Origin of the sequence: Pokkaliibacter sp. CJK22405 (assembly GCF_046614695.1) — a bacterium.
Classification (GTDB): Bacteria; Pseudomonadota; Gammaproteobacteria; order Pseudomonadales; family Balneatricaceae; genus Pokkaliibacter.
The window spans coordinates 89,181-108,824 of the sequence record NZ_JBKKHQ010000019.1 but is presented as its reverse complement, the minus strand read 5'-3'; the positions used below and the strand labels follow the sequence as shown (position 1 = coordinate 108,824).

Sequence of the window (19,644 nt, the reverse complement as noted above, 5' to 3'; positions counted from 1 at the left end):
AAAGATTTTACTTTTATTTCTTATATTTTTTTTCGTATATTATATTTCCAATTTTTTCACCACCTGCTTCACCCACTTTTCCACCTGCATAACCACCAACGGCACCAGCTACAAGGCCACACCAAAGCAGACTTGTACCAGCTGTCTCAATTCCAAAAAGCAGATTACATGTCGCATAAGCAGCCGCACCACCGCCTAGGATTCCACCAGCCGTACTTGCAGCAGCTCCTGTATACTTAACACTTCGCTCTTTATAACAGGCATCTTGTGATGAGTTATTACATAAAGTCTCAACACTATCGTACGTAAGATAAGCATTCAAACCAATGGTTAGATACGATCCTCGCGTAAGCCATTTATTTGCTCTGGCCAATTGCTCAAAATGTGGTCTAAGCGCTTTTAGATCACTCGTGCTAGAAGTACCTAACTTCTTGATCCTAAGAATCTCGGACTTATTTTTAATATTAATATGAGACTTAATATCACCCTTATAATCAAAACCACTAACTTTGTTGGCGGTACGAGTAACAACGCTATCTAGAGATTGAAAAACTTGACGCCTATAACTATAGAACTCAGGTCCAAGCTTACCGTTAGCTTTAATCGAATTTAAATATTTCCTTTCGAATTCTTGAAGTATTGCTTTCACTTGCTGATTGTGTATCGCCAAGCCTCCAACAATACTTGATGCAAATGTATTGGCACTTGCTGCATAACCGGTTATATCAATTTCTTTTGAGGTAACTGCATTCTGTACCATTGCGGCATGCTGAGAAAACGATCTTCGTTCATCTGTTGTCATAGCTTGGGTTACGATACTGTTCATATCAGATATCAAATCCATGACATCCTCTTCTTCAGCAAAACAAACTGGCTCGGGAATATAAAGAATTTGTCCCTGTAACAAGAGACCCTCAACCGGTTCAGCCCCCGAATTGAAACGAAGAAAGTCATTCTTTAATAACTCGCTTCGCCCCTCATACAAGCGCTCTGCGACTTGCTTAAGTGAAGTACGCTCAGGTACTACGTAAAAAGAAGCTTCCATGTTCTCTCCTTTGAATTACCTACTAAAAATTTTACATTATATACTGAGGCATATGTATGAAATCACAATTTTACATAGAACTCCAATTATGATTGCTTTTACAAGGCCTAATTATAGCTAAGTGACGGGATCCTGAGTTTCTTTAAGCGCCGTATTTATTTAATCGGATGAGTATTCCCATAGACCATTTTTCACATTAGCAAAATGAAATTTTCTTCATGAAGAATTTAAAATGATTCTATTATCAAAAAAAACAAAAAATATGAATCTAAAACTAACACTTATGCCATGATCTGGTGCCTGAAATATTTTTTCAGTAGAGAATATCATTACACATAATGATAATAAAAAAGGCAGTTTTCACTGCCTTTTCTCTCTCTATTAGCTACTTATTACTGGCTAACTTTAAGCACATCCAGCTTGCCGGAGTTCCACATCACGGCGAGGTAGTCTCCACTGTATTGCAGCGAGAAAGGGGTATCTCCCTTGGCAAAGGTATTACGCGCCAACTCTTTCCCCGTTGCGATATCCAGAAGAACGACATCAGCATTCTCGGTCACAGCGAAGACTTCATGATCTGACTTAAATGCCAGCGTGTTGTAGCCGTTGAACTGATTAACCACATAATTCGACTGGGGGGGCAGTGTGTAATTCAATGCTGCCTTTTGAGTGAAGGTTAAGCCTTCACCTTTCTCGAAGACCAGTAACCCTTCAGCGGTAGAGATCAGAATATAGTGACCACTGGGGGAAACTCGCAGCCCGTTGATCTTGCCCTTGTACAACTGCTCACACTTAAGTTTTTTGACATCCATGACACATAGAATATTGCTGTCAGAGAAGATGGAGCTTTTGTCGATCACAGCGGCAATAAAGTTGCCCTGTTCTGGCCCAGCGATATAGTGGACTTTCTCATCCCAACCAGAATCAACCACATTGCTGGTTGCTAAATCACTAACAAAAATAGCGTTTTCGTCAGGATGATAATTTTGGGATAAGGCGACGTAGTATTGATCACCAATAAAAAAGCTGTCGTTATAAGTCCCCGGCCCGGTACGATGAACGTCGAAATTTTTACCGGTGTTCAAACTCAGAACAGCATCGCCGCAAGCAAGATACTGGCTACTTTCACTGATTCTGAAGCTAAATCTTTCTCCAGTGCATGCTTCAGGCAACTCGACAGATTTAATTTTTTGAGAGAGATCGGTATTCCATATTTCAACGTGCCTGTCATCCAGCGCACTTCCAGTTAGCCAATGGTTCTTGCCGTAGGGAATCATCACACTCGACAGATCGGGAAGGTTTATATTGGCCTGGCTGGAGGAGTAGCTCTGCATTGGAGTCTCGATTACCTCCCCTTGAGGTAAAGTAATCTTTTTCATACTTTCATAAGAGGGAAAATAGAGTGAGTTATTAGAGAGAGTGCCCCCTACCCAGGTAGTATCAGGCATCGAAACAGTCGTTTCGGCTATAACAGAATAGGTATTTTCATCAGCATGTGAAAATGATGAAAACAAGCTGCACAGAATAAATCCAAAACCGATTTTAGCTTTCATAATTCCTTAACCTGCGCAAACATAGCCGTAGTAGAAATCCAGAAACTCTGCAACGGTCAGATTATTTCTCGTTTGTGTTGCCGGAAAATTGGCTTCTCCCCAGGTCTGCACAGTAAAGGTAATTTTTTTATCATACAGTTTCTCAAGATCTTCTTTTTTACTCTTGTCATTAATCCATGACTTATAGCTTGTGATGGGTTGTCCATCTACCAGCACTCTTGAATTACTTGAGAGAATAACCCAGTGATCTGCAGGGCAGTTACCTTTACTAGAGCTTTTCGGGCTCATATTGAGCAATCGGGATCCGATAAACAAACACACTTGCATATTATTACTGACATTCTTGGTGACAGCGTCAATAAAGTTACCCAGGCCTTTATCAAAGATAAGATTAGTTCTGTTATCGACCGTTCGGAAAAGCCCAGTTTTCACGAACCAGCCTTCCAGTGCTGAGGGCAGCGTGATACCTGAGAACTCATCCGAAGGCGACTGATAGTCGAACATACCATTGGTGGCATCACGAAGACTTGCCAAAGCAACCCAGTCGACAGGATCAATCATGTTGCTTGGGCCATTATATTTCTTGCAGTCGTTGCCAGGTTTAATTTTTAAATTACCAATTTTGGCTTCGCCTTTAAGAATCAGATCAGCAACATATTGCGCGTATACCTCTGGAAAACGAGAGGCGAGAGTCTGCATAAAGACCGTAGGGCCACAGAGAGAAGCGTAACGTTGCCGGATTTTCCAGGGTTCAATGATTCTTTTCTGAACATTTCTGCGAACGTCTTTAAGATTTTTTATACAAGTAAAAGCACTTTCACCTTTAGCTGAATCCAATTCCTTAAAGATAAGATCTAGCGACACAATTGAGCTCCATGTGTAATCCGGATGTCCATCCGTAGAATGCGCAAGATAGTAGTTAACATCCAGTTACAAAACAATATCTGCACTGCATCCTCCCTTGCTATCCCACCCAAACTCCAAATAATGGGAGGCTGAATTTTCGCAGGCACGCGGTTGTCTGCTTACGGCAAGGATTCCCATGCGCGTTATCCATACTTCTGACTGGCATCTCGGTCAGCACTTTATGGGCAAAAGCCGTCAGGCTGAGCATCAGGCCTTTCTCAACTGGTTGCTGGAGCAGCTCGACACCGAAAAGGTCGATGTGCTGGTCATCGCCGGTGATATTTTTGATACCACCACGCCGCCAAGCTACGCCCGTGAGCAGTATTATTCCTTCCTGACGCGCACCCATGGGCTGGGCGTTCAGACTATCGTGCTGGGCGGCAATCATGATGCGGTCTCGACGCTGGATGAGTCCCGCCAGCTGCTGGCCTGCCTTAATACCCGCGTGATTGCCGGTCGTCAGCAGCACTTGAGCGATCATCTGCTGCCTTTGCACAATCGCGATGGCGCGACCGCCGGTTGGTTATGTGCCCTGCCCTATCTGCGTCCGCGCGAGATGATGCAAAGCCAGGCGGGCGACAGCAGTGATGCCAAGGCCAGCCAGCTGAAAGACACCATCGCAACGCTGTATACCGACCTCTATAAAGAAGCGGAAACCGCGCGCGCTGACTCAGGCCTGCCGATTATTGGCACCGGCCATTTGACCACCCTGCACAGCAAAACCTCCGAGTCCGAGCGGGAGATTTACATCGGCACTCTGGATGCCTTCCCGGCGCAGTTATTCCCGCCCTTTGATTATCTGGCCCTTGGGCATTTGCACCGGCCGCAAATCGTCTCGCGCAATGAATGCTGGCGTTACAGCGGCTCACCTTTGCCCCTGAGCTTTAATGAAGGGCTGAAAAAAGAAGTGGTTTTGCTCGACTTTAGTGAGTCCGCCACGCCTGCGATTCGCCTGCTGGACATTCCCTGCCAGCGCGCACTTCTTAGCATCAGCACCACTCTGGATTTACTCGAACAGCGTCTGGAAGGCCTGCTGCCTGAAGCGCCATTGGATGCCTGGCTTGATATCGAAATTCTCGATGAGGGCTACCGCTCTGACCTGCAACAGGAAATCGCCGAACGGGTAAAAGATTTGCCCGTTGAAGTGCTGAAAGTTCGCCGTGGCAAGGTACGCCAAACCTCGTTGTTAATGGAGGAAGAAGAGCCCGTCACGCTGGATGAATTAAGCCCGATGGAAGTTTTCTCCACGCGATTAAGCGCAGACGATGTACCTGCAGCACAACAACCGGCGCTTACCGCCTGCTTTCGCGAAGTGCTCGATTCCTTGCAGGAACAGGAGCAACAACTCGCTGCCAGCGCCGATGGCCGCGCGGTGAATCAGGAGGTGCCGTCATGAAAATCCTGAGCGTTCGCCTCAAGAACCTGAACTCCCTCAAGGGCGAGTGGAAGATTGATTTCACCGCCGCGCCTTTTATTGATCAGGGCCTGTTCGCCATTACCGGCCCCACCGGCGCGGGCAAAAGCACCCTGCTTGATGCCCTGTGTCTGGCGCTTTATCACCAGACGCCGCGCCTGAATATCAGCACCAGCAGTAACGAGATCATGACCCGCCACACGGCGGAGTGTCTGGCCGAGGTCGAGTTTGAGGTGAAGGGTCAGGGCTATCGCGCCTTCTGGTCGCAAAAACGGGCACGTAACAAAGCCGATGGCAATTTGCAGCCCGTCGCCGTTGAGCTAGCAACGCTCGAGGGCGAAATTCTCGCTACCAAAGTTGGCGACAAGCTCAGCCAGACCACCACTATTACCGGCCTCGATTTTGAGAACTTCACCCGCTCCATGTTGCTGGCACAGGGCGGCTTCGCGGCCTTTCTCAATGCCGATGCCAACAGCCGCGCCGAATTACTGGAAGAGCTGACCGGCACTGAAATTTACGGCCAGATTTCCACTCACACCTTTGAGCTGACCCGTGAGCGTCAGCAACAGGTGCGCGAACTCGAAGCGACACTGAAAGGCGTGCAGCTGCTGGATGAGGCCAGTATCGCCGAGAAAACGAATCGCCAGACGGCACTGCAAAGCTCACTCACCCAGGCCCAGCAGCAGAGCACAGAGCTGCAAAAGCTTATCCAGTGGCAGGAGCAACGTCAGCAGGCCACGAGCCAGCTGCAGCACGTGAACGAACAGCTGCAATCTGCGTTACAGGCACAAGCTCAGGCAGAACCTGCGCGGCAGAAATTGGCCCAGCATCAACCCGCCAGTGAACTGCTGCCGCTTTATCAGGAGCAGCAAAAACAACAGGCACAGACGCAGGAAAGTGAAGCGGCATTAAAGGCACTGCGGGAATCGCTGGGAGCACTTGAGCAGCAGCACGCGGCAGCGAAAGAGGCCGTCACCGCTACTGACACCCAGCTGCAGGACAAGCGCGCTGCTCACGACACCTTGCTGGCCTTGCTTGAGCAGATCACCCCGCTGGATAGTGAAGCTGAGCGTTTGCTGAAGGAGGCTAACGTGGCGAAAGATCAGCTAGCCGCACTTAATGACAACGTGACTGCCAGTGAACAAGCCGTCAGCACCACGCAACAGCAACTGAACGACCTTAATCAGCAGCGTGAACAAGCCGAGGCCTTTATTCAGTCCCAGCCTCATCAGGCGCAAATCGGTCGCAGTCTGGAGCGTTGGCAAACCCAGCTCCATGAACTGACGCACCAGCAGACCCAGGCAGAGAAACTGCAGCAGCGTCTGACGGCCGATAAGGCTTCAGCCGAACAACTGACAGCGCGCTTGCCAGCGCTGGAGCAACAGCTCAAGGCCTCGCAGGATCAGCAACAACAGCTGACAGCCGGGCTTCGTCAACTGGAAGCGACGCAGACTCAGGATGGCAGCGAGCAACACGCCGCGCTGGATAGCCAACTGCATGACTGGCAGGCGCTGAACCTGATCGCCCAGCGCTTGCCGGACGTCAACGCGCGCTTTCTGGAGCTTGAGCAGGAAAGCAAGGATGTAACGGCGGCGCTGGGGCATAAAACTCAGGAGCATCAGCAGGTTACAGAAGCGCTGCAGCGGGCAAGAAGTGATTACAAACACTGCAATGCGTCGGTCAAACAACTGCAGCAGCTGATTGAGCAAGCTCGCCTGATTGCCAGCCTTGAAGCGCACCGTGCCGACCTCAAAGAAGGCGAGCCCTGCCCGCTCTGCGGTTCACAGGAGCACCCGCTGGTACAGCGTTATCAGCAGTCGCCCTCCATTGATGAGAATAGCCAAACCCTGGCGACAGAAAGCGACCGCCTTGCAGGATTGCTCGCCGAAGGCACTCGCCTGAGTAACCAGCAAAGCGCGCTGAATACGGAGATGGAGCAGCGCCGAGCACGGCTTTCCCAGTTGCAAGGCCAGATGGGCGAGCTACAGCAACGCTGGCAGGAACATACACGGAAACTGCACGCGGAGTTGCTGATTCTGGGGGATGAAGCCAGTCTGCAACGCTGGCTCAATACCTTTGCTGAGCATGGTCAAACCCTGCAGGAGCAGGTTCAGGCACGTCAGCAACAGCAGCATCAGTACCATGAATTACAGCAGCAATTGGCCAGACATGAGCAGGCCCTGCAAAAACTCAGTCATGAGCGTGAAAGTCTGCTGAAAGATAAGGCGCAGTATGATCGTCAGGCGCAGGAAATCTCACAGCAGTTAAGCGAGCTTCAAACCCAGAGCGAAACGCTGGCGACAACGCTGACTCAGGAACTGGCCGCCGTTGAGTTAACGCTACCGGCACAAACGGAGCGTGATGACTGGCTACAGCAGCGCCAGCAGGCACTCAATGAAGTGCAGCAACAGCAGCAATGGCTGAATGAGCTACAAGAAAAGCGCGGCGAACTCAACAATCAGCTGACGCAGCAGAATGCCACCCTCGCCCATCTTCAGCAGCAGCAGGCCGAGCTGAACACCCAGCGCGAAAGCAAGGTGCAGCAGTGCAATGAGGTGATCAACCAGCGACGAGCACTCTTTGGTGACAAGCTCGTCGCGGATGAAAAAGCCCGCAGTCAGCAGCAGCTGAGTGATGCCGAGCAGCAACGTGAGAACGCCCGTCAGCAGCTCAACACCCTTAATGAGCAATGGCAAAGTCAGCAAGGGCAGCAGCAGCGCCGCGCTGAGGAGCTGAAACAGTTACAGGCGCAGCTGGTGAAGCTCACCCAGCAGTGGCAGAACGCCCTGACCGCCAGCCCCTTCGCGGATGAGGCTGCTTTCCTCGCGGCGGCACTCTCCCCTGATGAGAAAGCGGCGATTACCGAGCAACTGCGCACGCTGGATGATGAAGTCACCCGCCAGCAAGCGCTGTTAAGTGCAGCGCAAAAGCAGCAGGAAGCCCTCAATTCTGAGGTGTTAACCGAGCAACCGCTGGCCGAGCTGCAGCAAACCCGTGATGCGCTGGCTCAAAGCCTGACGCAAATGAGTGAGGAACTCGGTGCCATTAACAGCGAGCTTAAGCGCGATCAGGAGCAGCGCTCAGCGCAGCGAAGTCTTGTGGATCAGCTCAAGCAGCAGCGACAGGAACTGACCACGTGGGAGCACCTCAACGAGCTGATTGGCTCTGCCAAAGGCGATAAGTTCCGCCGCTTTGCTCAGGGGCTGACGCTGGATTATCTGGTGCATCTGGCCAATCGCCAGCTGGGTCGTCTTGATGGCCGTTATCAGCTTAAGCGCAAGCCGGATGCGCCGCTGGAACTGGCGGTAATGGATACCTGGCAGGCCGATACGGTGCGCGATACCCAAACCCTGTCGGGGGGCGAAAGCTTTCTGGTGAGTCTGGCGCTGGCGCTGGCCTTATCAGAACTGGTCAGCCATAAAACGCGGATTGACTCGCTCTTTCTTGATGAAGGTTTCGGCACACTGGATGCGGACACGCTGGAAGAAGCTCTCAATGCCCTTGATAGCCTGCAGGCCAGCGGCAAGATGATCGGCATTATTTCCCATGTCGAGGCGCTGAAAGAACGTATCCCGACGCAGATTCAGGTCAAAAAACAGGCAGGGCTTGGTTATAGCCTTCTGGATGAGCGTTATCGTTTTAATCAGGCGGAGTGATCCGGTACACTTTGCCCGCTTTTGCAGTCAGGCGCCGCCAAGCGCCTGACTTGCCTGAGCCTTTTTGCTGTTTCAGCCGGGCAAGAAGCTCTGGCAACCGCCACTATCGAGACACGATCGACTATCAAGAGACTATCGAGAGTCTGATGAAACCTTTAAAACGCTTCAAATGGACGCTGACAGCCCTGCTGGTGATGGTCATCGGCGCTGGCATTACCGCCGGCCACAGCCTTTATCAGGAACCGCCAGCAACACTGCTGATCAAAGCCAATCCCGAGCATTCTTTCTGGCCCCAAACCTGGGCCGCCAGTGCAGTGCTGTGGCTGATGCCGCCTCGTGAAGCGGACATCGACAAGCTCAATGCCCGTGCAGCAGCTCAGGAGTTCACCCTGCTGCCCAACAGAACACTGGCAAACGCAATACTTGAGCATTTCCTGGATCATGGTCTAAAAATAAATGCACACAATACAGCAGGCGGCTCGCAAATGACGGCCCTGCACTATGCGGCGCTGAGTGATGACCCGGAAGCGGTAAGGATGTTGCTGCACCTGGGGGCAGACACCAAGGCTGTCGATAAAGACGGAAAGACCCCGTTGCAGCTGGTGGATCAGGCCGCAGAGCTTAACCCGAATAAGGATTTTTCCAAGGTACAAACACTGCTGAAAGACTGGCAGGGCGAGGATGCCACCGCAGGCTAAGCGTGGCTTTAGTGAATGATGATCAAGGATGAAAGGGTCAGCAAGGAGGCGTCTGACAATGAATACCCATAACTTGCGGTTTTACTGGATGATCGGGCTGGTGGTCGGCATCATCACCCTGCTGGTCTGCACCCGTTCCTGGGGGGAGTCTGCCGCCAGCTGCAAGCAGGTCTCTCTCTACGGTGTTGATAATCAAGGGGTGGTGATAAAGCCCGCGTTGATCGGCCCGGAATATATTTCCAGCATCTCCAGTCGGGAAGCGGAAAACCCCGGCGAATCCTCCTTACTGGACATGACACTGACCAAAGCCGGCAGCTACAAACTCCACAATTACACCCAGAGCCATATCGGCAAAGCACTGGCTGTCTATTGCGGCGACAAGGAAGTGACGCGCCCCTTTATTATGGCGCCCATCAGCGGACAGCTGCGGATTACCGTGCCACCTAAAGAAGGTATCTGACCGACACGTGTTCAGTCAGAAATCACTCGGCAGATGAAACAGAAACGGGAGCTCAGGCTCCCGTTTTTTTATTGCCAACGCAGGATAGCTTAGCGCTTCACCACGGTCGCAATTCGTGAGCGCACAGGAATATTGTGGCTCTCCAGGCCCGGTTTTTGACCGTGGAAATCAAAGTCCAGCTCAACACCCGGACGGAACAGCAAGCAATGGGTTGAGCCGCCAAAGTGGAACATGCCCAGCTGCTCGCCCTTGCTAATATGCTGACCTTCATACACGCGGATATCGCAGGTGGACACTTCCGCCATGCCGATGGCGACAAAGCACATCAGGCCGATATCGGGGTTATCCGCTTCAATGTAGATAAAGGCGCGAGCCGCCATCTGGGCGATATAGCCCTGCGAGCCGTTGGGCGCGGAATCATCCGGGCCATCCGGATTGGCAAAACCCTCCATAAAGGCTTCGGAATAATAGGTGCCGGGCTCGACATAGGCTTTCACGATGGTGCCACTGACCGGGCTATGCCAGCGGTGATAGCTAAGGGCACTGAGGAATGCCTGATACAGCGTACCGCCGACAAAGCCTTCCGCGTACTCATCCCCTGCCAGCAAATGCTCCAGCGAGTAGGGCTGTCCCTTGATCCAGAAGTGATCCCGCCACTTCAAATCCGTCACTTTATTGAAGGGCGCGGACTCACAGGCGTTGGCAATAACATTGTCATCCTCAGGGGCGGCCAGAGGGCGTACTCCCTCACGGAATTCGCGAGTGAAGAAGTCATCCCAGGAGCGATAGCCGTAGTGAGGGGCCGATGGATCGCAGACAAATTGCTCGGCAAAGTTTGGCATCGCCTGTTGTGCAGCCGGGCCAAACCAGCCTGAGGGGCCGTCGTTCAGCACGTACACAGAATCAGCCGAGAGCAAATAGCGGCCCCAGGCATCCAGCACATTCTTCAGGCATTCATTGACCATCGGCTGGATAAAGGCAGCAAAACCCGCTGCCGTACCCATCGGCCAGTTGAGAATGGCATTAATGGGGAAGCCAATCAGCCCGGCGGGCTGACCATCCACCACCAGAAACTCCGGCGCATGGGTCAGGATGACATTCATCGCCGCCAGCATGGTGTGGTAGTTACGAATCTGTGGGCGCTGGTTCGGGTTCTTGTTGTACGGCGGCTTATGCGGCACCTGCGCGAACATCATGTTGAACAGCATAAACACGGTCGCGTCGCTTTCGATCAGCAGTTTGAAATCCTGCAATACCGGGTGCAGATGCCGGTCGAACAGCACATCCAGAGATTCTTTGGCATTGGCATCCAGCACCTCGGCCTGCAGCGGGGGAAACTGCTTATGGGCTTCGGCGACTACGCGCTGCAGCCAGGTTTCCAGATGCTGCTGATCCGAAGGCAGCCACTGGCCGACCTGATAGGGAGCTGCGGTCATATCCTTTTACCTCTCCAATCGTTCTTACTTAGGGTAGAAACTTAGCCATGCCTGCTCTGATGACAGGCAAAGCTCCTGCGGATGAAGCGGGCCGCCATAGCGACCGATGATAAAACCCGGACACACGATGCTGATCGCGTGCACCACAACAAAGGTCGCATAAGCAGATGAAGGATGTTTTTCAGAAAGCCGATGAAATTGCGACTCATTCGTCGAATTACACGAACAACAAGGGAATATCGTTTTGCAAACGAAGGATCGAGAAACAACAAAGCAGCCACGGTGGGCTGCTTGCTCAGGAACCGCTAATGCCACCTAGAGTGGTAGCAGATTGTGGTCACAGATGGTCTTCACCACCAGGGATGAGGAGTAATTCAGGATAGGAATATCAGCGAAGATCTGCAGGAAATTATAGAGGTACTCGGTGTAATCCTGCGCTTCGCGAAATTTACCGATCATCACAAAGTCATAGTCATTACTGACCAGATAACACTGCACAATCTCAGGATGACTGTCGCAGATCTTCTTCATGCGCTTGTCGATATCCATGCTGTCTTGCGCCAGCTTGATCATGAACATCGCTGTCACCTGAAAGCCCAGCTTCTTCTCATCCAGCACGGTTCTGCGTGCCTTGATGTAGCCTTCGCTTTCCAGTTTTTTAATACGTCGGTAACAACTCGCCGAAGATAATCCTGCTGATTCACTGATGACTTCAGGGCTCAACACGGAGTTTTCCTGAAGTTTCGCGAGAATCTTTAAATCAAAAGCATCTGCCATTCCATGCCCCGGATGCAAAAATAACGTCAAATTCCCCCTAAATTTGCAACATAACGTGCAGCACTGTAAAGCACTATTTTAGAGTGAAATTAACACGCCACCTTTCGTAAAAACTGAAATATCAGGTAACGCTCTATCTAAACACACTGATCATTCGCACGGATGCTTGCATCCAACGGACAGAGGAAAGTCGCTATGGGAGAGAAAATCCCCTATTACAGCACCCCTGCTCATCAGGGTAAGAAAGACTTTGAATTACTCGGTATCCCCCAAAAACTCCCCGCCTTCACTGCCGAGTGGAGTACCTACGTCGAAGGCTGGAGTACCATCGCCCGCGTCGGCAACCCCTGGTCCAATCTGAACGACGCCCCACGGGATAATTATTACAACCCGCTGGAAACCCCCTACGGTGATGTTAACGCTATCGTGCCCTGGGTGCCCTATCCGCAGCGAATGGTGACGTTTTTCTCCCATGACGGCGCCCAGTATAACCCGCAACTGAAACGCAAGCTCACCGAAGAAGAGCTCTATTACCTGGCAGATCATGGCCAGATCACGCTGGATGGCACCACGTTTGCGCTTTATCAGGCAGACCCTGCGAGTGAGTCCTCCACGCTGCTGCAGATCCCCCGCAATCAGTGCTGCCATATCGACTGGACTGGCCCCTATGTGGATTACGAACCTCTTGGTCCACGTGGCTGGCTGGATGAGTATTGCGAATGGTCCATCGAACACAACGACAGCGGTGTCGCTGGTCAACAGGGAAAAATGCAGGCCATCACCTTCACCTGTGAAAACCCTGCCTACTATCTGGCGCTCTGGGATTTTGACCCGAATATCGTGCTCCGGCTGTACCAGGCCTACATCGACAAAGCGGCAAAGCTGGAAGACCTGTACCTGAAGGACAGCGACGGCAATACCGTTACCGACCCCACCACCGGCAAGCCGGCTTACGACACCACCAATCTATGGAATCGTGGCACCCAGCGTGTCGCCGGAAAATTCGGCGGAGCCATGCACCTGACTTCCGGTCCGAACACCCTAAGCGCCGAGATTTACCTCGCTGCCGCGGCCTCCATGCAACGTGACGAAAAATACTGCATCTCAGCGCAGGCCCTGCTGTGCGCAGCAGAGTACGGAATGGTGGCACGCAACTCCGACCCCACCATTGGTTACAACGCCAATATGGCCGCGATGAAAGGCCCGATCTGCCTGACCGATCCCGTGGGGCTTTATATTCAGCAACCAGAAAGCTTTGATAGCTGGAAAGGCCCGCAAGGGCAGGATTTGAGCCAATACTGGGAAGTTTGCCGGGGTAGCGCAGGTACAGGGCCTGATGGCTCAGACCAGATTCTGCAGGCACGTTTTGCTATTCCACAAAGTGCAGGCTTCACCATTGAAGACATCACCATTAACGGGGTGCCGGTGAAATACGCAGGCCAGGTCGCCCAGCAGTTGCGTGTTGCACTTTCTGCGACCGCCCGCGCCGAGGACAACTACGACCCGGTGATCCTTGATCGCGTTCAGGACCGCATCAAGGACCCGCAACCCTGGCCGGTACAGCTGATGAGCGAAGCCCTGTTTAACGGCAATTCTGCCAGCGACCTTCCCACTCGCCTGATGGCGGGCAGCAGCTACACCTTTATTCTCACCACCCAGTGCGCCAACCGTGATACCACACCCGCTAATGCCCGTATCGAGTTTGATAACCCGGACATCAGCGTCAGTGTTTCAGCCATTGAGTTTGATTGCCCGCAGGCGCCGGATCAGCTCGATCGTCGCCCTACCGAGCAGTTCACCCTGACGATCAGCATTAAGGAAAACGCGACGCCCGGCTGGGTCAGCCTGCGTGTTCTGAACCCGGACGAAGGCACCAGCCCAAGTGCTGAAGACCATCCCTGGGCACAGGGCATGGCACGCATCCTCAGCAGCTAATGACGACCTGAAAGACAGACGCATAACTCCATCTAAGTGAGATGGGCAGCCACAACACCGGCCTGTCCATCGCCGTATTGATAAGGGATTAGCATGATCGAACGTCTTAACTCTTCGCGCCATTGCGCCATCACCTCGCCTGCACGCTGGCTCACCCTCGCCTGCAGCGTGCTGATGAGCACCTCGGTATGGGTATTTAGCGCCAATGCCCAAGCAGCAACCACCAATGCCGCCCCGACATCCACAAACAGCTGCGTGGCTCAGCTGGTCACTGATCCGGATAGCGGGTTGTTTATCACCAGTGATACGCCCTACCTCTCCACGCAGGCCGATGTGAACTGCTATGCCTGGCAGATGTTTATTGGCATGAACTGGCCGGTTGACCCTGCCTGGCCTGCCAAAAAAGATCTGGCCGGTGAGCCTGATCGCAAAGCCACCTTTAGCCAGTGGGGCGTTCCTGCCGACCCATCCAAACCGCTGAATACTGCGAGTGTGTGGGGTTCCTATAAAAGTGCCTCCACCATCTTCCTGCCGGATGCCAAAGAGCCAGAGGACTGGGGAGTGACCACGCCCAAACCGGCGAGTTGCCCAAGTAGCGGCACAGTTTTGGTCCCACGGGTATTAAGCGCCATCAGTAAGAGCGGGCACCACCAAAAGAACCACTCCACCCCTGAAAGCTTCACGACCGACCTGGGTGACAAGATCATGGAAGCCACCGGCGGCTGGCTGACGGATCAGGCCGGTAATCTGGTGTACTTCGAACAGAAAGTGGGCAAGGCCGAGTTCGACTACATCAAAAAACACAAACTCTACGATGCAGATCAGCAGAAAGTCGTCGCGACCGATGCCAGGCAATATCCAGCGGGAATCAACCTGCCCACGGGCAAAGCGCTGAACCTCAGAAACCCACCGAGCACACCTCAGCATCAGGATGAATTGGGCTCCTTTGAGCTGAAAGCAGCCTGGCGGATTCTGACCGGCAATACCGGGCTTTATCACCGCTACGTCACCAGCTCCGCCTGGGTCTATAACCCGATTACCGACCATTGCACCGAACAGGTCGTCGGTCTGGTTGGGCTTCATATCATCCATAAAACCGAGCGTTTCCCGGACTTTGTCTGGGCGACATTTGAGCAGGTGGATAACGTTCCGGACAGCGCTGCTGCCACCACGACTACGGCTGACAATACGGGCACATCCCCTCAGGGCTTCAGCTTTAATAACCCTGACTGCGCCAAGACGGGTGAAGACTGCACGCCGAATCAGGCACGTATAGATTGCCAGGACGGTAAGTGCAAGGCGCTGTATCCGCTCAATGCGAAGGTACAGGTAACGCGGGTTAACCCGATTGCGCCTTCCATTAACGACCTCAATACTGCGGTACAGCAGTGGATAGGCAGTGCAACGGCTAACCAGTCCGTGTTCCAGTATTACCAGTTGGTGAATGTCCTCTGGGATGGCAGCCCCAACCTGCCAGCTCATGCACCTGGTAGTGGCGCAACGATACCGCTGGCCTACGGCAGCTTTGAATCCACCAACAGCATTCCAGTCGCCAATACGACCCTTGAAACCTACGCGCAGGAAGACAGCTGCAATAGCTGCCATCAGAAAGCCACCATTGCAGGCAGCGATACACTGGCCTCGGATTTCTCATTCCTGCTGCGACAGGCGTCTTCACCTGCGAAAGGCACTACGCAGAAAGAGACCAGGGCAAAGTAGCCCGCACAGGGTGACTCTTCAACGGAATGGAAAGCAAAAGCCCCGGCACATCACCGGGGCTTTTTTCGAGGGCTTGCACGCAGGAGAAACAGACAGCGGGTTCGCCACTACAGGCTAAACACAGCACTCAGAGTGTCATGGGAAGTGCCGGTACGCGGTTCATCTGGCTAAGCGCCTGTGACATCACCACGGTATCCACCGGATAGCAGTACACCATGGCACCAATGCGGCGCAGCAGGGGCACCGCCTTGTCCCCACGGTACTGCAGGCTGACTTCATTCAGCCCTTCCAACATCAGCTTATGGCCGTCAGTATCGGTCAGGGTCAGTTCGGGGCAGTAAAGATCAAAGCCCAGCTCACGCAGCAGATGACGAAGACGCTCGCAGTCTTCCGTTGCCAGCAGATGCACTTTATTGGCGTAGATCGCATCCAGCATCATTCCCATCGCGACCGCTTCTGCATGGGCGACGCGATGCTGAGACATTTCCTCTATCCGCTTGGCACCCCAATGGCCGTAATCCAGCGGGTCAGACTTGTCGTTAATATGGCGGATATAAAGCTCTGTACAGCGGCGGGTCACATAATGGGTTTCGCGATCATCGAAGCGGCGCAGTGGCTCCACATGGTCTTCGATATAAGTAAAGAGATCCGCATCAAAAGTGGCAGCCACCTTCACCGCCTCCGCCAGACCGAGAAGCTTGTCCTGACGGTTGATGGCGCGAAGCATATCGACCTCATCAATCACCGTTTCAGGTAAAGGAAGCATATCGGTCATATGGCGTGGGTTAAGCGCAGTAGTGGACCGGCGTGGATTACGAGTGCCCGTCTTGCCACTCATATCCTCGGCATAGACGCCCGCAGGAATACTCTTGATGCCTTTCAGGCCCCAGCCTTCAAAAAATCGCGACAGCCGTGCGAGGAATTCGGACTTGCCAAACCCGAAGGTGGAGAAAAGACGCTCCTGACTTTTCGGATCTATCATGGCAGGTTGTTGCTCCATAACCGCTCCTTTGATGCATGTCCCTGAATCCACAAAGGCTTTTTGCCTCTGCCGGGAAGTGCTTAAGCCCGCCTGCTGCCAACCACCTAAAAAAAGAGCAACTGGTTTAAAACGACTGTCATTTCACTTCTTCAGTGATAACCATGGTAGGGGAAGCGGCTGCGGCAGACTCTTCGAATACGATAGGAATCTGCAAACCCGAGAACGTTTTTTAGTCCGGAATGACGAGGTTTCTTCATCAGGCATTCAAGTAAGCGCCAGGGCTTCATATTAAGGCTTTTCCTGAGCCAGCGTTTTTTGCTGATTGGCTGTTCAAAATCCAAACATCTGAATTTATTAGGTTTTTCTTATAAACACGAGAAAACCCGGTTTTTATGAGACGTGCGGAGAGTCAGCGTGCCTGGTTGGCACCGGGAGCGATAAGCCTGGCAACAAAACCAGAGCACGAAACCAATGAGAAAAAAGCGTCATTAGAGCCGCCACAGTGACGAGGTGGTTTTCACGCCACTACTTTGAGCCAGAAGGATCTGTAAGGGGCTTGTAGATACAGCGATGAACCCCTGACAGGATTCCTGTCGGGGGTAAAAAGCAACCGAGGTGCCTCAGTAGAAACACTTCGGAAGAATGCTCAGGACAGCAGATAAGCTCGTGGTTAAATCCAGCGCTGATTCTCATAGCTGACCGTCTGATCAGACTCGGTCGTGCCGGTGTGCGCGGTTGAGGCAGGCTCAATCAGCATAATCGCCGTGCCCGGAATCGCTTTTGGACAATGCTCCACCCCTTTAGGGACGATGTACATCTCACCGGGGTTCAGCACCACGTCTTTATCGCGAAACTGCAGCGTCAATTGGCCGGAAATAACCATAAACAGTTCATCCTCATTTTCATGAGCATGCCACACCAGCTCGCCCTCCCCTTTGGCGATCTTGATCAGCTGGCCATTACTGGTGCCCACGATATGCGGCGTCCACAGGCTATCGAAACAAGCCAGCTTCTCCGCCAGATTGATCTTTTCATTAGTAGAAAGAGGGGTCGTTACAGTACTCATCAGGCTAACTCCAACAAATGATGGACAGAGCTTAGCCTGATGACAGAGACCGGACTTGTAGAAAATTGCGGGAGTTGCAGAAGGTTGCGCTTGTTTCGGCATGAGTGATCAAAAAATAATCACGTGATGATTAACATATCCGGTCTTTATCTCACTATTTTTTACGTTAGTACTATAAACCCGATAATTCTTTAATGATCACCTTGTCAAAATTAACGTAACCCTTAACTGTTTTTCCATTCTTTGTAATAAAAGAGACGGCGAAATACCACTGAGAGTTAATTCTATCCAAGGAATGAATAATCAACGTATCCCCTTTTACGAGATAAGCCTTTTTCTGCTTACCTTGACTATCAAAAAAATGAGTTTGTCCTGAAGATACCTTTCCATAGACCTCCCGATCGCCAGTCTCCTCAACAGGTCTTCCGAAGCTATAAAGTCTGGCTTCATTAGCAAGCCCGATATCGTTATGGGAGTAGATGATCACCTTATGTCTATTAAGATCATAAACAGCTTGAAAAGTACCCGGCCCATCTCTGAAATTACTTACAAAAACACCCTGTTTGATTTCATCGTAGTCACAGAGTATTAGCACCTCTCCATTAAATAAAAATGGCTGAATACGGTGGTCAACACTATGATAAAACTGAGCACATTCATTGACGACAGTATTATAAATCACAGCGATTTCTTGTTGCCCATCACCATCAATATCTCCTATAGCAGCAGCTGCTCCCTCTTCTGAATAGATATCGGCATCTGATAAGTCAAAGCACTGGCTTTTATGGCAGTATTCATAACTGTCAGTACTCTGAGTCAACGGGGTAAAATCCACTCCAGCGAAAACGCATGCACTTTGAAGAAAAAGAGCAATGCTCAAAAGCACTCTGAAGATCAACGCCATCATTAATTACTCTTGAGCATTTTTAAGAAATGCGTAAAAAAGGTAGTAGTCAGCTTCGTATCGCTTAAACTTATGCTTTCTGATTTTCTTGTTATGCCCTATCACATCAACCTTCAAAAAAACTAGCTTCCCCTTGGTGGGCATATCAACATCAATAGAAAAACCAGGCGCTAAAGCCAACGTCCTCTTGAAGAAAGGATAATAAACTATTAACGCACTCTCTTTTCTCACTACTTTAGTTTCTTCAAAAGCGAACTTGTATAAAGCAACCAAAAAAAACAAGATTGATATATCGATTTCTGGACAATACCAACCAAGCACTCTATCAAAAAACAAAAAAACAATGACATATATGATCCAAGAACAAAAAGAGAATGCAATCAGTTCCAGGAACCATAATATCCAATAGGCTGGGGATGAACCACGCCGCCAAATGTCATTGTTTCTATAATTACTGGCAAGTTTATTAAGTGCTTTTTCTCTGAGCAGTTTATACTCTAAAAGTTCTTTAGCAATATAAACTTTTCTTTCAGAACTTTTATTCACTAATAAAAAATCACAAAAGCCACTCATTTTAGATATATTAAAAACATCATCCCAACGCAGCAAACCTGACTCTTTACCTATGGATAGATACCATAAGCCGTCTTCATCAACACCCAGCTCTTTATTTCTACAAAAAAAAGATTCACCAAGATAAATAAAACCACAAAATACAGCAAGAACGAATAAAATACCCAGATATAAATATCTATCTAAAAACTTATCGACATCAAATAACGCACCGCCTGATAGATAAAAAATAAAAATCAAACTCACAAAAGCTATAGCAAAGCTAAGCATTGACCTTTTCATATAAACCTTTGGCCAAGGCCGCGAAAATCGATATTCTTTCATCCGGACAACACTCAATAAATAAGTCTTTGAAGGCTTAATTCTTTGAAAAAATAACTATAAAACATCAATATAGGCAATTGGCAATTAACCTTGAAAAGCTAAAACAGAGAGGGCCCTCTCACTGTAAATGAAATACTTTTCATATTTTTTATAAAGGGAACAAACAAGCATCACACACAGGGATGTAACAAAATAT

Annotated in this window: 15 protein-coding genes; 6 read left to right on the top strand and 9 right to left on the bottom strand. The window is 50.9% G+C overall.

Annotation, left to right across the window (positions count from 1 at the left end):
* Positions 1-13 precede the first annotated feature (13 nt).
* The 3 genes from ACKC9G_RS14515 to ACKC9G_RS14505 all read right to left on the bottom strand — a co-directional run bounded on the left by ACKC9G_RS14515 (position 14) and on the right by ACKC9G_RS14505 (position 3,462).
* Positions 14-1,045 carry a hypothetical protein gene (locus tag ACKC9G_RS14515; protein ID WP_411406628.1) on the bottom strand — a complete coding sequence of 344 codons (1,032 nt, stop codon included), beginning with the start codon at positions 1,043-1,045 and terminating at the stop codon, positions 14-16.
* Between the two features lie 392 nt (positions 1,046-1,437).
* Positions 1,438-2,598 (bottom strand): hypothetical protein, encoded by a 1,161-nt coding sequence (locus tag ACKC9G_RS14510; RefSeq protein ID WP_411406627.1) that lies wholly within the window; start codon positions 2,596-2,598, stop codon positions 1,438-1,440.
* A gap of 6 nt (positions 2,599-2,604) precedes the next feature.
* On the bottom strand, positions 2,605-3,462 hold the full coding sequence (locus ACKC9G_RS14505) for a hypothetical protein (protein WP_411406625.1): 858 nt from the start codon (positions 3,460-3,462) through the stop codon (positions 2,605-2,607).
* 178 nt (positions 3,463-3,640) lie between these two features.
* Here ACKC9G_RS14505 and sbcD point away from each other — a divergent pair, with 178 nt between their 5' ends.
* The 4 genes from sbcD (at position 3,641) to ACKC9G_RS14485 (ending at position 9,732) form a co-directional block, all read left to right on the top strand.
* Positions 3,641-4,900, top strand: coding sequence for an exonuclease subunit SbcD (sbcD, locus tag ACKC9G_RS14500; RefSeq protein WP_411406623.1), 1,260 nt, complete (start codon positions 3,641-3,643; stop codon positions 4,898-4,900).
* The gene (locus ACKC9G_RS14495) at positions 4,897-8,574 is read left to right on the top strand and encodes an AAA family ATPase (protein ID WP_411406621.1); all 3,678 of its coding nucleotides are present in this window, start codon (positions 4,897-4,899) and stop codon (positions 8,572-8,574) included. Before sbcD ends, ACKC9G_RS14495 begins: the two co-directional genes overlap by 4 nt.
* Positions 8,575-8,720: 146 nt before the next feature.
* The gene (locus ACKC9G_RS14490; RefSeq protein ID WP_411406619.1) at positions 8,721-9,272 is read left to right on the top strand and encodes an ankyrin repeat domain-containing protein; all 552 of its coding nucleotides are present in this window, start codon (positions 8,721-8,723) and stop codon (positions 9,270-9,272) included.
* A gap of 58 nt (positions 9,273-9,330) precedes the next feature.
* A complete protein-coding gene (locus ACKC9G_RS14485) occupies positions 9,331-9,732 on the top strand; it encodes a hypothetical protein (protein ID WP_411406618.1) in 402 nt (133 codons plus the stop codon).
* 89 nt (positions 9,733-9,821) lie between these two features.
* Here the strand turns inward: ACKC9G_RS14485 and ACKC9G_RS14480 are convergent, their stop codons facing one another.
* Positions 9,822-11,168 (bottom strand): phosphatidylserine decarboxylase family protein, encoded by a 1,347-nt coding sequence (locus ACKC9G_RS14480; RefSeq protein ID WP_411406616.1) that lies wholly within the window; start codon positions 11,166-11,168, stop codon positions 9,822-9,824.
* 315 nt (positions 11,169-11,483) lie between these two features.
* A complete protein-coding gene (locus tag ACKC9G_RS14475; protein ID WP_411406614.1) occupies positions 11,484-11,945 on the bottom strand; it encodes an Lrp/AsnC family transcriptional regulator in 462 nt (153 codons plus the stop codon).
* Positions 11,946-12,140: 195 nt separating this feature from the next.
* Here ACKC9G_RS14475 and ACKC9G_RS14470 point away from each other — a divergent pair, with 195 nt between their 5' ends.
* Entirely contained in the window at positions 12,141-13,880 is a 1,740-nt protein-coding gene (locus ACKC9G_RS14470; protein ID WP_411406612.1) for a hypothetical protein, read from the top strand.
* 93 nt (positions 13,881-13,973) lie between these two features.
* Positions 13,974-15,599, top strand: a complete 1,626-nt coding sequence (locus ACKC9G_RS14465; RefSeq protein WP_411406610.1) for a hypothetical protein — start codon at positions 13,974-13,976, stop codon at positions 15,597-15,599.
* 127 nt (positions 15,600-15,726) lie between these two features.
* Here the strand turns inward: ACKC9G_RS14465 and ACKC9G_RS14460 are convergent, their stop codons facing one another.
* The 4 genes from ACKC9G_RS14460 to ACKC9G_RS14445 form a co-directional block, all read right to left on the bottom strand.
* Positions 15,727-16,599, bottom strand: a complete 873-nt coding sequence (locus ACKC9G_RS14460) for a hypothetical protein (protein WP_411406608.1) — start codon at positions 16,597-16,599, stop codon at positions 15,727-15,729.
* Between the two features lie 652 nt (positions 16,600-17,251).
* Positions 17,252-17,647: a cupin domain-containing protein gene (locus ACKC9G_RS14455; RefSeq protein ID WP_411406606.1), complete on the bottom strand. Its 396-nt coding sequence runs from the start codon at positions 17,645-17,647 to the stop codon at positions 17,252-17,254.
* Between the two features lie 172 nt (positions 17,648-17,819).
* Complete coding sequence (locus ACKC9G_RS14450) at positions 17,820-18,554, bottom strand: hypothetical protein (RefSeq protein ID WP_411406604.1); 735 nt, start codon at positions 18,552-18,554, stop codon at positions 17,820-17,822.
* 3 nt (positions 18,555-18,557) lie between these two features.
* Positions 18,558-19,448, bottom strand: coding sequence for a hypothetical protein (locus ACKC9G_RS14445; RefSeq protein ID WP_411406602.1), 891 nt, complete (start codon positions 19,446-19,448; stop codon positions 18,558-18,560).
* Positions 19,449-19,644 lie beyond the last annotated feature (196 nt).